Origin of the sequence: Segetibacter aerophilus (assembly GCF_007991655.1) — a bacterium.
Classification (GTDB): Bacteria; Bacteroidota; Bacteroidia; order Chitinophagales; family Chitinophagaceae; genus Segetibacter; species Segetibacter aerophilus.
Genome location: NZ_BJYT01000034.1, coordinates 1 through 14,030, shown reverse-complemented (window position 1 = coordinate 14,030; position 14,030 = coordinate 1). Strand labels below are relative to the sequence as shown.

At 39.7% G+C, this 14,030-nt stretch carries 17 protein-coding genes; 7 read left to right on the top strand and 10 right to left on the bottom strand.

The genetic code is table 11. The annotated features are described in order from the left end of the window. Position 1: 1 nt before the first annotated feature. The 5 genes from SAE01_RS22480 to rsfS all read right to left on the bottom strand — a co-directional run bounded on the left by SAE01_RS22480 (position 2) and on the right by rsfS (position 4,519). Positions 2–760, bottom strand: a complete 759-nt coding sequence (locus SAE01_RS22480) for a UDP-2,3-diacylglucosamine diphosphatase (protein ID WP_147206084.1) — start codon at positions 758–760, stop codon at positions 2–4. A 5-nt stretch (positions 761–765) separates the two neighbouring features. After that, positions 766–1,191 carry a gamma-glutamylcyclotransferase family protein gene (locus SAE01_RS22475; protein ID WP_147206083.1) on the bottom strand — a complete coding sequence of 142 codons (426 nt, stop codon included), beginning with the start codon at positions 1,189–1,191 and terminating at the stop codon, positions 766–768. A gap of 142 nt (positions 1,192–1,333) precedes the next feature. Beyond that, on the bottom strand, positions 1,334–1,969 hold the full coding sequence (locus SAE01_RS22470; protein WP_147206082.1) for a LutC/YkgG family protein: 636 nt from the start codon (positions 1,967–1,969) through the stop codon (positions 1,334–1,336). A 19-nt stretch (positions 1,970–1,988) separates the two neighbouring features. Next, entirely contained in the window at positions 1,989–4,049 is a 2,061-nt protein-coding gene (gene ftsH / locus SAE01_RS22465) for an ATP-dependent zinc metalloprotease FtsH (RefSeq protein WP_147206081.1), read from the bottom strand. A 56-nt stretch (positions 4,050–4,105) separates the two neighbouring features. Continuing rightward, positions 4,106–4,519 carry a ribosome silencing factor gene (gene rsfS / locus SAE01_RS22460; protein ID WP_246113309.1) on the bottom strand — a complete coding sequence of 138 codons (414 nt, stop codon included), beginning with the start codon at positions 4,517–4,519 and terminating at the stop codon, positions 4,106–4,108. 153 nt (positions 4,520–4,672) lie between these two features. Between rsfS and SAE01_RS22455 the strand changes: the two genes are divergently transcribed. After that, on the top strand, positions 4,673–5,425 hold the full coding sequence (locus SAE01_RS22455) for a biotin--[acetyl-CoA-carboxylase] ligase (RefSeq protein WP_147206079.1): 753 nt from the start codon (positions 4,673–4,675) through the stop codon (positions 5,423–5,425). On the opposite strand, the gene SAE01_RS22450 is transcribed toward SAE01_RS22455, so the two are convergent. The 3 genes from SAE01_RS22450 to SAE01_RS22440 form a co-directional block, all read right to left on the bottom strand. After that, positions 5,422–5,742 (bottom strand): eCIS core domain-containing protein, encoded by a 321-nt coding sequence (locus SAE01_RS22450; protein ID WP_147206078.1) that lies wholly within the window; start codon positions 5,740–5,742, stop codon positions 5,422–5,424. The two genes, SAE01_RS22455 and SAE01_RS22450, sit on opposite strands and share 4 nt — an antisense overlap. Positions 5,743–5,873: 131 nt before the next feature. After that, entirely contained in the window at positions 5,874–6,335 is a 462-nt protein-coding gene (gene bcp / locus SAE01_RS22445; protein WP_147206077.1) for a thioredoxin-dependent thiol peroxidase, read from the bottom strand. A gap of 269 nt (positions 6,336–6,604) precedes the next feature. Further along, a complete protein-coding gene (locus SAE01_RS22440) occupies positions 6,605–8,344 on the bottom strand; it encodes a M23 family metallopeptidase (protein ID WP_147206076.1) in 1,740 nt (579 codons plus the stop codon). Positions 8,345–8,521: 177 nt separating this feature from the next. Here SAE01_RS22440 and SAE01_RS22435 point away from each other — a divergent pair, with 177 nt between their 5' ends. The 6 genes from SAE01_RS22435 (at position 8,522) to SAE01_RS22410 (ending at position 12,004) form a co-directional block, all read left to right on the top strand. Further along, complete coding sequence (locus tag SAE01_RS22435) at positions 8,522–8,866, top strand: hypothetical protein (RefSeq protein ID WP_147206075.1); 345 nt, start codon at positions 8,522–8,524, stop codon at positions 8,864–8,866. Next, a complete protein-coding gene (locus SAE01_RS22430; RefSeq protein WP_147206074.1) occupies positions 8,867–9,646 on the top strand; it encodes a peptidylprolyl isomerase in 780 nt (259 codons plus the stop codon). A gap of 49 nt (positions 9,647–9,695) precedes the next feature. After that, positions 9,696–10,073, top strand: coding sequence for a glycine cleavage system protein GcvH (gene gcvH / locus SAE01_RS22425; protein WP_147206073.1), 378 nt, complete (start codon positions 9,696–9,698; stop codon positions 10,071–10,073). Between the two features lie 117 nt (positions 10,074–10,190). Further along, positions 10,191–10,697: an RNA polymerase sigma factor gene (locus SAE01_RS22420; RefSeq protein WP_246113308.1), complete on the top strand. Its 507-nt coding sequence runs from the start codon at positions 10,191–10,193 to the stop codon at positions 10,695–10,697. Then, positions 10,697–11,512: an anti-sigma factor gene (locus tag SAE01_RS22415; protein ID WP_147206072.1), complete on the top strand. Its 816-nt coding sequence runs from the start codon at positions 10,697–10,699 to the stop codon at positions 11,510–11,512. The genes SAE01_RS22420 and SAE01_RS22415 overlap by 1 nt, the downstream gene beginning before the upstream one ends. Before the next feature lie 78 nt (positions 11,513–11,590). Further along, complete coding sequence (locus SAE01_RS22410; RefSeq protein WP_147206071.1) at positions 11,591–12,004, top strand: VanZ family protein; 414 nt, start codon at positions 11,591–11,593, stop codon at positions 12,002–12,004. A gap of 179 nt (positions 12,005–12,183) precedes the next feature. On the opposite strand, the gene SAE01_RS22405 is transcribed toward SAE01_RS22410, so the two are convergent. After that, complete coding sequence (locus SAE01_RS22405) at positions 12,184–12,672, bottom strand: hypothetical protein (RefSeq protein WP_147206070.1); 489 nt, start codon at positions 12,670–12,672, stop codon at positions 12,184–12,186. 62 nt (positions 12,673–12,734) lie between these two features. After that, entirely contained in the window at positions 12,735–13,802 is a 1,068-nt protein-coding gene (prfA, locus tag SAE01_RS22400) for a peptide chain release factor 1 (RefSeq protein WP_147206069.1), read from the bottom strand. Between the last annotated feature and the right edge of the window lie 228 nt (positions 13,803–14,030).

The window sequence follows — 14,030 nt, the reverse complement described above, 5'->3', positions numbered from 1 at the left end:
CCTAATTGGTCCATGTTTTTAGTTCCGTTCTTTTACCGTCAAATTCTGCATAAGTGAAATATTTTATCCAATCGCCGAGGTTGATATACCGGCTCTTTTCAGAAAGCTTAATATCTAAAGGGAGATGGCGGTGGCCAAAAATGAAGTAGTCATAATGTTCTTTGGCTAACACCTCTCTCGAAAAAATTACCAGCCATTCTTTTTCCTCGCCTAGAAATACCTCATCCGAACTGCCAGTTTTCTTTCTGCTTTTACGGCTAAAAAAGTTCGCCAATCCAATACCCCAACTTGGGTGTAACATGCCAAACAGAAATTGACTTACCTTGTTCCTAAACACTTTCTTCATCATTTTGTAGCCGTGATCACCTGGGCCAAGGCCATCTCCATGACCAATAAAGAAGCGTACATTATTCCATTCAAAGGTTTTGGACTCACAGTAGACAGGGATGTTTAACTCTTTTTCAAAGTAACCCTGCATCCACATATCGTGATTGCCAACAAAAAAGTGAACGGGAATACCACTGTCAGTTATTTCTGCAAGTTTACCAAGTAAGCGAACGTATCCTTTGGGCGTTACCTGTTCGTATTCGAACCAAAAATCAAACATATCGCCAACAATAAAAATGGACGCAGCATCAGGTCGGACGGATTCGAGAAAAGCAACAATTTTTTTTTCTCGCTGTAGGCTAGTTGCATGATCAGGCGCGCCAAGATGAAAGTCGGATAAGAAGTAAATTTTTTTTCCTGCGGGTACTTCCATCCTTACTAAGTGCTTTTGGTTGTAATAGAATCAAAATAATCGCCTGAAGGGATTAAAGCATTTTCAGAGATATTTCCATTGTACCAATAAATCCAGGCTTGAAATCTTTGGTCGTTAAAACGAACCTCTACGGATTGCCGTTTATATAAAGGCGCCTCACCTTCCTCAGGGTTCAAGCCTTCATAGTCGTCTAATTGTTCAATAACCCATTCAAACTCGCCTGCTTCTTTCAATTCATACAATTCTCCTTTAACGAAAGACTCTTCGTCAGTTGCTACAGCACCCGGGTACTCACCTAAGTCGTATAACTTCCCTTTTACCTGTGCTTCTCCAACCTCTACAAAGTGCTTGCTAATATACTTGTAAGCCGGATTGTGAAACCCTCGTCTCAAAGTTCCATATACAAACAACCGTGTGATGTTACTATTCATGGTGCTAAAGGTAAATAAGCAAGTGACAATTATTATAACCCCTCAATAAGGGATCAATAATAATCAATTGAAAATGGTTGAGAACTTTTAGTAGGAGTAAAGTTTAAGTATCAAGTTTAGATAACGAATTAATTATCTTAACCTATCCTTCAACTAAAAAAACATACACTTCAGCAGGTCCGTGAACACCAACAACCAACGTTTTTTCTATGTCAGCCGTGCGGCTAGGTCCAGTTGCAAGGGTTATTAGAGAAGGAAGTTTATTTGCATATTTTTCTTTTAAATGCAATAAGCCTTCTTTGATGTCATACACCAATTGACTTGTATAAGCTACACAAATATGAATTGGCGCATATACGCTTACTGTTCTTCCGCTTGTTTGTGCAGAACTCATTAGAAGGCTACCGGTTCTTGCAACCAGCAACTCACAGCCAGTAATACTTGCATCACAAGCCGCCACGTCAGTTGCTGTAAAATTATCGAACCCAGCGGTTACCAACTTCTGCTTGATATCCTTTTCGTTGCAATAAATCGATTTGAGCTTTTTTGCAAAAGCCAATTGCTGTAGTTGTTGGGCCAATTCTTTTTCATTAATGCAGAAAGAGAACTTGCCCAAAAGCCCTGTGAAGTTCTCGGCGAACTCAATTTCCAGCTCTTTAGTGGAAGGTTGAAAAACACTTGTATTTCCTTCACTTTGTGAAAAAGGAACAGGCACTGGATTTGCCAGTGCCTGCCGTATTTTTTTTAAAACATTTTCTTTAGAAGAAGATATCTGCATATTATTCTACTTGATAAAATTACATATCTACCACTGTTTTTTCCGGAGGCGCGCTAAGTTCTGCGTTTACTTCCGGTTGAACATCAAGAATTTTTTTGTCTTCAAAAGGTCTTTTTCCTATCAACGTTTCTACGTCGCTTTGAAATAATACCTCTTTTTCTAAAAGCTCTTTAGCCAATATTTCAACCTCTCTTCTTTTTTCCGTCAACAGATTTTTAGTTCTAACATAAGCTTCCGCTATAAGGTTTCTTACTTCCTCGTCAATCATCTTACCTGTTTCCTCGCTGAAAGGTTTTGTAAACGTGTTTTCCTGCGTAGGATCGTAGTAGCTGATGTTGCCAATCTTATTGTTCATTCCATAAACAGTCACCATAGAGTAGGCCATTTTGGTAATCTGCTGCAAGTCATTGCTTGCGCCAGTAGAGATCTTTCCAAATATGATTTCCTCAGCAGCACGGCCGCCTAAAGTCATGCAAATCTGATCAGAAAGCTGATCTGTATTGTACAAGTACTGCTCTCTCGGTGTGTACTGCGCGTATCCAAGAGCAGCAGTTCCGCGAGGAACGATGGTTACTTTCAACAATGGATAAGCATGTTCTAAAAACCATCCACAAATAGCGTGGCCGGCTTCATGGTAAGCGATAATCTCTTTTTCTTCAGGAAGAATAATCTTGTTTTTCTTCTCCAAACCTCCAATTACACGATCAATCGCGTCCTGGAAGTCGCTCATATCAACTGCGTCCTTGTTCTTACGGGCTGCAATCAGGGCAGCTTCGTTACATACGTTGGCTATGTCAGCACCGGCGAAACCTGGAGTTTGCTCAGCAAGCTTATGAATATCTAAAGTTTGAGAAATCTTAATTGGCTTAAGGTGTACTTTGAAAATTGCCTCGCGTCCTTTTACATCCGGTCTGTCAATTGAAATCTGCCTGTCGAAACGACCCGGGCGAAGTAAAGCCGTGTCCAATACATCAGGGCGGTTAGTAGCAGCAAGTATGATAATACCAATATCAGTTCCAAAACCATCCATTTCAACCAACAACTGGTTCAAAGTATTCTCTCTTTCATCGTTACTCATTATAGCATTTCTGCCTCTTGCACGACCTATTGCGTCGATCTCATCAATGAAAATTATACAGGGTGCTTTTTCTCTCGCTTGCTTAAACAGATCTCTTACACGACTTGCTCCAACACCCACAAACATCTCAACAAAGTCGCTACCGCTTAAGCTAAAGAAAGGGACTTGCGCCTCACCGGCCATAGCTTTTGCAAGCAAAGTTTTACCTGTACCGGGAGGTCCGACCAACAGTGCACCTTTTGGAATTTTTCCGCCTAGTGCAGTATATTTTTTGGGGTTTTTAAGGAAATCAACAATTTCCATTACTTCCACCTTGGCTTCGTCCAACCCGGCGACGTCGCCGAAATTTATGTTTACCCGCGTACCTTTTTCAAATAGAGTAGCTTTTGATTTTCCAATATTGAAAATTCCGCCCGGTCCGCCGCCGCCACTTGGTCCGCCCATCTTACGCATTAACAAAATCCATAAACCCACAAATAATGCTATCGTTACAAACGTGTTTAAAACAGGTCCGTACCACTCACCTTCATTAGTTACGATTTCAGGGACTTTTTGTATGCCTAACGGATTAGCTACCGAATCTCTAAAAAAAGCATTTTGGGTAGCATTAAAGCTTTCCCAGTCAGTAACTGTAAACTCAAAGTGTGGTCCGGCTTTACTGTTATTACCGGTTGCCGGCCTTTTCAATTTACTTACATAAAAAGGCTTACCTAGACTTTCGGGTTTAATATATACGCGAACCGACTCTTTATTTTTAATCAGTTCAAGCTTTTCAACATCTCCTTTAGCCAACATCTGCTGCCTGAACTCAAGCTCGTTTGTTTTGACCGCATCAGCAGACATGTTAAATAGATTAGCTGCAATTAATACAACTGCTATTATAGCGTAAATCCAATAAATGCTAAACTTAGGACCTTTACGACCGGTCTTATCATCTCCCGACGAAGGAAGACCAGGGATATTTCTAAAATCTTTTTTTACTTTTTTATCGTCTTGTGCCATAATTCTTCATCTCTGTAAGGTAGAAACTTCCTTTTTTTAAATTTTTGATCGTGATCTTAACCCTCATGCTCTTCTCTCTGTGCATCACTCCACATTTCCTCTAACTGGTAAAATTTCCTTGGTTCAGGAAGCATAACGTGCACGACGATGTTTACGTAGTCTATCAATACCCATTGCAAAGCCTGGTAACCTTCGTGTTTGTAAGCTACCTCATTGCAGTTCTTCTTAACTTCTTCCTCTATAAATTCTCCGATTGCTCTTATCTGTTGTGGATTGCTCGCCTCGCAGATAATAAAGAAATCAGCAACAGCCTCATGAATTTTACGTAAATCAAGCGAAACAATGTGTTCGCCTTTTTTCTCCTGCATAGCCTTTATAATCGTCTTAAAAAGCCTGGAGCTTCGGGTGAGTTTTGTAGCCGTATTTTTTTTACGGGTGGATAATAATGAAAGTGGTTCCAATAAATGCAAATCTTTAAATTAATAATACTGTTTGATATAGGATAAAACGTAGGATTTATACTTTAAGTTCAAACGGAAACAAATTCCACTCTACTTGAAACAGTTCCGGGTTTTATCCAGAAAACAACTCCAGATTCTATCTTTGCCAAAAATACTAATTCTTTGCCAAGTGATAATCCTATCGGTGAGCCGTTTTTTGAATTAAGTGAAGTAGAAAGCTCCAACAACTATGCCATGCAAAAGGTACAAGCCCATTTGGCAGTACACGGAACAACATGGTTTGCTCATTTTCAAAAAGCAGGAAAAGGTCAGCGCGGAAAAGAATGGAAAGCCGAACCTAGTCAAAACATAATGTTGAGCTGCGTAGTTGAACCAGCCCTGCTTTCAGTTGACAATCAGTTTCTTTTAAACGCTGCAGTTGCTTTGGCTTGCCATGACTTCTTTAAACTATACGCTGTTGATAAGACTAGTATCAAATGGCCAAACGATATTTATTGGGAGGACAGAAAGGCAGGCGGGGTGTTAATTGAAAACGTTTTAAGCGGAGAACGGTGGAGGTATTCGATCATAGGAATTGGAATAAATATTAACCAAACTTTGTTTCCTGTAGGGGTGCGAAACCCGGTGTCGTTAAAGCAAATTACAGGAAAGACATACGATATAATCAAACTTGCAAAAGAGTTATGTATCAGTTTGGAAACTCGTTGGCAACAACTTCTGCTTTTGCCAGCCTCCCATCTGCTAAAGGAATACAGTGTTCATCTTTATAAACTTAACCAGTCTGCAAACTTTGAAAAAAACGGCAATTTTTTTTCTGGTATCATTAGAGGAGTCACAAAAACCGGTGAACTTCTTATAAGTCAAGACAACCACGCCGCGACATCTTATAGTACGGTAAATTGGGTACTACCTTAATTAAAATGTACTTCCGAAAGTATTGAGACGTCTTTTTCCTTTTGCCTTGCATCAACTTCGAAGCTATTGTTCTCATAGCCTTTATTAAAGGTTTCGAGAAGATAGAAAAAGATAAAACGAAATATACCCAGCTTAGCATATTGCTTTACATGAGCAACCTCATGTCTCACCCACCTTTTGTTTCTTAGAAAGTCTTCCTTCGACGAATTGTGTAGATGAATTGTTTTGCCCACTACCATAGCCATAGAAGAGCTTTCTAACTTTCTGGCAGCAATTTTTGCCAGCCACGAATTTTCTTTAATTTTTACTTTGGTCACTATTAAAATGTTTCAGGGGTTGCAAAAAACAAAGGGGATCCACGAATATATGATCAATATTATAATGTCAAAACCAAATAGATTTTCTCCCAACCATTTTTTCACCCCTTATAATCTTTCATTTGCCCCGGTTATTTCCATGCTTCCAAAACCTGTTCCGTTTGGTTCTTTGTGTCAGGCTTAGTGATGATTTTTTTTATTTTCCCCTCTTCATTAATTAAGAAAGTTGTTCTTATAGTGCCTATTGTGGTATTGCCCATAAAAGTTTTTTCTCCCCATACATCATACATTTCAACGATCTTTTTTTCCTCATCGGCAATTAGAGGAAAGGGTAGCTGAAACTTGTCTTCAAACTTTTTATGGCTTTTCACGCTGTCTGTACTTATACCGATTACCTGGAAACCTTTACTAATTAATTCCTGGTAATTGTCTCTAAGATTACAAGCTTGCGCCGTACATCCCGGTGTGTCGTCTTTCGGATAAAAATATAAAATCACTTTTTTGCCTTTAAAATCGTTAAGTGATATTTTTTTACCGTTTTGATCAACTCCCTCGAAAACCGGCGCCTGACTTCCTTCTGTCAACTGTGTCATAATTGTAGGTTTTAATGATAATGCAACTAACATGCGTTGTCTACAAATTGTTTAACCTAACAATTGGCGTACCTAAGCTTTCAATCTTTTTAGAACAAGAATTCATAAAGAAGAAAAATGCAAGACTTTGGTTGCAAGCAGTGAATAAAGATGGGGCATTGTTGTGTCACTCACTTGTGCTGCATTTTTTTATTCGGCCGATTTTGATCCAAACCTTGAAGCTGGTTCACGCACTGCATTTCAGCGACGCAGTTTTATATACTAACTGGTCACCTGTTGAAAGTAAAAGTTTTCTCGCTGACGTTTCCGGCAAGGTCTTCAGCGGTTACTACCAACTCGTGCCGTCCCGGAGATGTTCGTTCGTCAAACGTATGAATGAAAGAGTCATTTTTTCTGCTAAACAATAACCAGCTTCCATCAAGCAAAGCTTTGAAACTTTTAAGTTCACCAAGATTATCTGTTACCAGTAGCGAGATTGACTTTTTGTTGCGTACAGATCCTCCGTTTACAAAACCTGTGGCTGTTATTCTGGGAGCAACATTATCTACAAGCAGTCTTACTATTCCCAAGTCCCTGAATTTTGCTTCCATCCAATCATTGACCCATGTACCCTTTACCACCTCTGTTTTCCGATTACTTACCAATTGCATTACAACTTTTTCCTTGTCTTCCTTAGCGAGGGAAGCAGAAGGTTTTATTCGAACAGTAAAGCTGTCATGTACAGGTACCGTGTGATTATGCAAATAATGAATCTGAGATACAACTTTACTATCAGTAGCAGGCGCTGACTTGTAAACAAAAGGAACAGTATCATAAAAAGCCCTGCTGGAAAAAACAGCTTCAATATCATCGGTTTTAAACGTGTTCTCCCTTTCCGGAGTCATGGATACGCTTTGACCAGCAAGCGTCAACTCATTAGTAGCTGACCTATCCCATCGAAACTTAAATTTTAGCACTGACGTGTTACCTGCTACGTCTTTCACTACGATTTCTGCGCCGTGTACTAAAGTATCCGTTAGGAGAATTTTACCGTCTCCGTCTTGTGAAAAGATCAAACTATAGTTGCCCGGAAGCCTGCTCAGGTGTTGAATGAAACTGCCACCCGAAAGTCTTGTCTTGTAATCAATACTTGCGTTTATATACCTTGTATCGGTATACGAAAAGTCGTTTAACTTGAATGCAGACTTTAAGGTATTGTTTACAGAAATATCAGCTTCATAAATGCCATAATAATTAGACACAGGATGTATTTTATCTCCGGCAGAAATTCCAAAACTCACTTCAGGTGACCGAAGTGTTACAACGCCACTTGCAGAAGAATAATTTCCATTGATCCCCGATATTGGGATTGAGACAGGACTGGTTTGATAAGTACTATATCTTCTGTCATATAAGTAAAGCCTAAAAATAGTTGGTTTTATATTGTCTGTTAATCCTAAATCAAAAAGCCATGGGTTTAGGTTGTTGCCCGTTTTTGTATCCCTGATTTCAAAGTGTAAATGGGGTCCCGCCGAACCACCCGTGTTACCGCTGAAAGCGATGAATTGTCCTTTGGTGACAGGGAATTGGCTGGGTTCGAACTCTACCTCTTGCTCCCATTGTTGATCGCTATATTGCTTCTCTTTTAAGTAATTATTTAAAGGAGTGTAAAATTCATTTAAATGAGCATAAAGCGTGGTGTAGCCATTTGGGTGAGTTATATATATTGCACGTCCGAAGCCAAATTGCTCAATTTTTATTCTGCTAACATATCCTTCGGCCGCTGCATATACCGGCAGGTTTTCCCGCTGATTGGTGCGAATATCAAGACCCATATGAAAATGGTTAGGCCTCAGTTCACCAAAATTTGCAGCAAGTTTAATAGGAATATCGAGGGGGTTTCTAAAATAGCCTTTAGGATATTCTGTTATTGCTTTGGCTTGCTTTTCAGGTTTAGTAACCGGGGCTTTAGAGACTTTAGAAATTAATGAGTAAGCAAACAACAACAGGAATATGGCTAATTGTTTCATCAACGATTTTAGTTACAAATATTAAAGTTTACAGGAGAAAACAAAAATCTTACCATAAGAGAAGAGGTTTAGAAGATTAACACAGGTCTTTTCAAATATCACAAATACAGATTCTAACTGAAGAGAGATCATCACCCTTCAAAAACTAAACAATGTAAACTGTATTTTTGCAGCGTTATGAATATAAGTGATGATTTGCAAAGTCGCTGGTGGGGTCTCGAAGCAAAGCTGGTGGAACGTTTCGGAAAAAAGCCTGATATGGAGGCCATATTGTTTTTAATTGGAATGCAGGAAACAGGGTTTGTGCAGTCTAAAATTACAAAAGAACAAAAGCAGGACCTAATGCACGTGGCTGTCTGTACTCTACTTAGTCAAAGCGGCTATTACCTGGTAGAGGGGAAAGACGAGGAGGGGTGGCCTCACTTTAAGCAGTTGAAAGAAATTCCTTCGTTGCATGTTATAGAACAAGAGAATTTTTTGAAGGATCATGTATTGTTATACTTTGAAAAACACGGATTGTAAATGGATAATTTGTTTAGGAAGCTACTACTTATAGCGATTGTTTTTGCCGGTTTAGCAGAAGGATCTCTTGCACAAACAAAGAGTAAAGCCGAGGTAAGGAAGTCTGTAGTTGGGAAATCGAATTTAGTAAATCCTGGATCGATAGGAGCGAATGAGCCATGGAGGAAACTTGGAACGAAAGAAAGGTTGGTAGAGATAACTACTGACTACGGGGTCATGATTGCAAAACTTTATGACAGCACGCCCTTGCACCGTGACAATTTTGTAAAGCTTGTACAACAGAAGTTTTACGACAGTTTACTGTTTCACCGCGTCATCGACCAGTTTATGATACAAGGGGGCGACCCCACAAGCAAAACGGCAGCAGAGGGAGCTCGTCTTGGTGCCGGCTCTGTCCGTGGTGATCGAATTCCTGCAGAATTCAAAACGTCTCTCTTCCATAAGAAAGGGGCACTTGCTGCTGCAAGAGATGAGAACCCAACTAAGGCAAGCAGCAATTGTCAATTCTATATCGTACAGGGGAAAAGCATGAGTCAGCAAGAATTGGATAACGTATACGATCAGCGGATAAAAACCTCCAATCCATCATTTAGCTATACAGCAAGTCAACGCGAGGTGTATAGTCGTATTGGTGGAACGCCTTTTTTAGATCAGAGCTATACAGTGTTTGGAGAAGTGGTGAGCGGATTAGATGTAATTGATAAAATTGCAAAAGCACCAAAAGACGCAACAGACCGACCAATTCAGAATATACGCATGAAAATCAGGCTTTTAAATTAGGCGCAATTGAGAAAAATAATTTAATATTTGTAAATATAAAATTGAAAGTATGACTTTTCCAGAGAATTTGAGGTATACAAAAGATCACGAGTGGATTAAATTAGAAGGAAGTACTGCTACGGTCGGCATCACCGAATTCGCGCAAAGTGAGCTGGGAGATATTGTTTACGTAGACATCAATAGCGTTGGTAAAACGGTAAACGCCGAAGAGATATTTGGTACCGTTGAAGCTGTGAAAACAGTTAGTGACCTTTTTTTACCTCTTTCAGGTACAATTGACCAGGTTAATCCGGCATTGGCAAATCAACCTGAACTAGTGAACTCTGATCCATATGGCGATGGATGGATGATTAAAATGACTATTAGTAATGCTAGCGATTATGAATCTTTGATGACTGCCGAAGCATATTCTAAACTTGTCTCCTAAACAAAATCCGTGGCGAACTACTTTCCGTATATTTTTTTAGTACGCTTTCGCCCATCATTATTTTTCTAACTCCGCTGCTATTTGAACACGGGCAATTTATATCATGAAAGCGAATTAGTGTCGTTGCTCAAACAGCGCCATGAGCATGCATTCAATTATTTGTATGACCATTATTCCGGCTCTTTGTATTCTGTAATTGTCAGTATTGTTCCGGATCGGGAATTGGCTAATGATTTATTACAGGAAGTTTTTGTAAAAATCTGGCGTCAAATTGAAAGCTACGATAATGAAAAAGGCCGGTTATTTACCTGGATGTTGAATGTTGCAAGAAATGCAAGCATTGATGCGGTTAGAAGTAAGAGTTACCAGCAAGGCCAACAAAACAGGGAGTTGACAGAGAATGTCTATGAAGAGGGTGGAAGTGTGCAGATGAATACCGACAGGATAGGGCTACGCAAAATAGTTCATAAATTAAAAGAAGAATACAGGGTCTTGGTCGAGCTGTCATATTTCGAAGGCTATACGCAAGACGAAATTTCCAAGATGCTGAAAATTCCATTGGGGACAGTAAAAACGCGGCTTAGAAGTGCTCTATTACAATTAAAACAAGTGATTAAACCTTAGTGGATATACAGGCTTACATACAAAGTGGAATTATCGAAAGCTACGTACTTGGACTTACAAGCAGTGACGAAACTGCTGAAGTCGAAAGACGGCGCAAAGAATACATCGAGGTAGAGAACGCTATCATAGAGTTTTCTCAATCGCTTGAGGAAAGTGCTTTTGAACATGCTATTGCTCCGCCGCCCGAATTGAAGTCGAAGGTATTGTCTGCTATTAAGGATCTTCAAAAAGAGAGAACTCTTGTTACACCTACCGAGCCAAATGAGCGAGCACAGGTTGTTCAGCTACAGGGCGGGTCAAATTGGAGATTGATTGCTGCTGCCTCAGTTATTTTATTTGTTGTAAGCGCTGGGCTAAATTTTTATTTATATAACAAGTATAGCAATAAGGAAGAGGATTACCAGGCGCTTTTGTTACAAAGGGAAATACTCCAGGCTAAGAACGATGTATATCAAACCCAATTAAAAGAGTGGCAGTCCGCTGCAGCAATGATTGCAGATACCGGCATGGCCATGATAAAGATGGTTAGTCCAAAGGGAAAAGATGACGTTGCCACAGTCTTCTGGGATCGTAGAAACAAAGATGTTTTCGTGATGGTAAATAGACTACCTGAACCAAAAGTTGGAAGGCAATACCAACTCTGGGCAATGGTGGATGGAAAACCTGTAGATGCAGGAGTTCTTGATCCCTCATGCACAAGCGTGTGCAAAATGAAAAATATTCCAAAAGCTGAGGCCTTCGCTATTACTCTCGAAAAAGAAGGCGGAAACAAAATTCCGAATTTGAAAGCTCTTTTCGTGCTTGGAAATACATAGCTCCTTCACTTTTTTATTTTTACTCTAATATCCCTTTAACTTTAGCCGGTTATTTTTTAAAAAACTGGTTATAAGATTATGAGATTTAGTTTATTTCTGCCTGGGATTATTTGGTTTATCATTTCCGCTATTTTACTTGCCCTTCCAGGAAGCGATCTTCCGCATAGCGATTTCTTCGACATTCCTTTTTTTGATAAATACGTCCATTTAACGATGTTCCTATTGCTAACTGCGGCATTCTGCTATCCTTTTATTTTCTCATCATTCAGTGAGCCAGTAATAAAATCGTGGTTTCTTAAAATAGTAGGTTTTGCTGTTTTATACGGGATTGCAATGGAGTTTGTTCAGAAGTATTTGGTATACGGCCGTTCTTTTGACCTTATTGACATTGTTTTCGATACTTTAGGAAGTTTAGCCGGACTGGCTTTAATAACGCTATACTACAGTAAAAAAATAGGCCCCAATAGAAATCGGGGCCGCAACCAAAACTAACTGCTTATGAGAAAATTTGACTACTTTCTTATAGTAATCTTATATGTTTAAGACAAAGTCTATGCCAACCTCGCCTGTTTAATTGTTAACTATTATACCGCTTATCGTTTTATAATTACAGTACAAAATAAGCCAGGAAAACAGTTTCTAAGTGTCAAAGGAATTCTAAAAAAGCTTTTTTATTTAAACATGCCGCCTATTTTACCCATTATTCCACCGCCATCTTTTTCGCCCCCACCCAGTCCGTTCATAATACTACCAAGCCCACCGCCTCCGGTTAAACTTCCCAACACACTAGACAAATCAAAACTTTTATCGTTAGGATCATTTGTCTTGTGTACAAATTTCTGAAGAACTATTGGAATCAAAGATGCTGCTATTCCCCCCGCTTTGCCTGAGTCTAATCCAAACTTCTGCATCAGGTTTTGTGCAAAGCCTGTTTGTATATTTTGAGCAACCGGTGAAGCAGATGCTGCCGCAGGTCCATTTTTAAAAAGACTTTGTACCTCCTCTGTATTTCCGTTTGCAACTGCAGTCTTTAAGCCGCTAATTATTGAGCTTGAAGCATCAGCAACAGCTTCTTCGTTTCTTTCGTTGGGGATTGCAGGATTATTAATAATAGCATCACCGGCATGTTCCCTTATTAAGTTTTGAAGATTTTCGAGCATAACAATTTTTATATAATTAGTGAAAAGATTGAGCCATGGTAATTTAATCCCATATCCAACAATTAACCTTCCTGGTTCGTCATCTTCGCTGCATTCTCCGCCATTTGCAACTGCTCGATAAATTCATCAATATCACCATTTATGACTGCATCTAGATTGTAGGAAGTTAAACCAATTCGATGATCTGTTACCCTTCCCTGGGGCCAGTTATAGGTGCGAATTTTTGCGCTACGATCTCCGGTACTAACAAGCGTTTTTCTATGACGGCTGATTTCATCTTCTTGTTTGCGGACCTGTTCCTCATAAAGCCGGGTACGTAACATATTCATAGCTTTTTCACGATTACCTAATTGGCTTCGCTCAGTCTGGCAAACCACTACTGTACCTGTAGGAATATGTGTTAGTAAAACTTTCGTTTCCACTTTGTTTACGTTTTGTCCGCCGGCACCGCCACTTCGGGCAGTTTCCATTTTTACGTCACTCTCTTTTAGTTCAAAATCAATCTCTTCCGCTTCCGGCATTACTGCAACCGTGGCTGCGGAAGTATGTACTCGTCCTTGGGTTTCTGTATTTGGAACTCGTTGCACGCGATGCACACCGCTTTCGAATTTCATTGTCCCATACACATCTTCTCCCTGTACTTCTACCAAAACTTCTTTATAGCCCCCGGCAGTACCTTCATTTTCACTAACCAAAGAGGTCTTCCAGCCACGCTTGCTTGCATAGCGGAGGTACATGTTTAATAAGTCACCAGCAAACAAACTTGCTTCGTCTCCGCCGGTGCCGGCTCTTATTTCAAGAATTGCATTTTTATCATCCTGCGGATCTTTTGGAATTAGCAGCTTTGTTAATTCCTTTTCGAGTTTCTCTTTCTTTTCTTCGAGCTCCGGCATTTCCATTTTTGCCAATTCTCTCATATCCTCATCATTACTGTTCAAAGCTTCACGGCTCAAATCGTAGTCAGCCAGCACCTTTCGATATTCCTCGGCCGGTTGCATTATTCGTTCGAGGCTACGGTATTCTTTACTCAACCGCTGAAATTCTTTTTGATTGCCAATAATCTCAGGGTTGGTTAATGCAACTCCAACCTGTTCAAAACGACCTTTTATAGCATCAAGTTTATCTAACATCTAGTCTTAATTAATTATTATTTTTTTGGTCAGGCTTCTGTAGGTTATTCAACATCGTTGTGTCACTCTCTTGTACTTTAACCAAAAGTCAAAAGTCAAAAGTCAAAAGTCAAAAGTCAAAAGTCAAAAGTCAAAACCCTAAACCCTAAACCCTAAACCCTAAACCCTAAACCCTAAACCCTAAACCCTAAACCCTAAACCCTAAACCCTAAACCCTAAACCCTAATT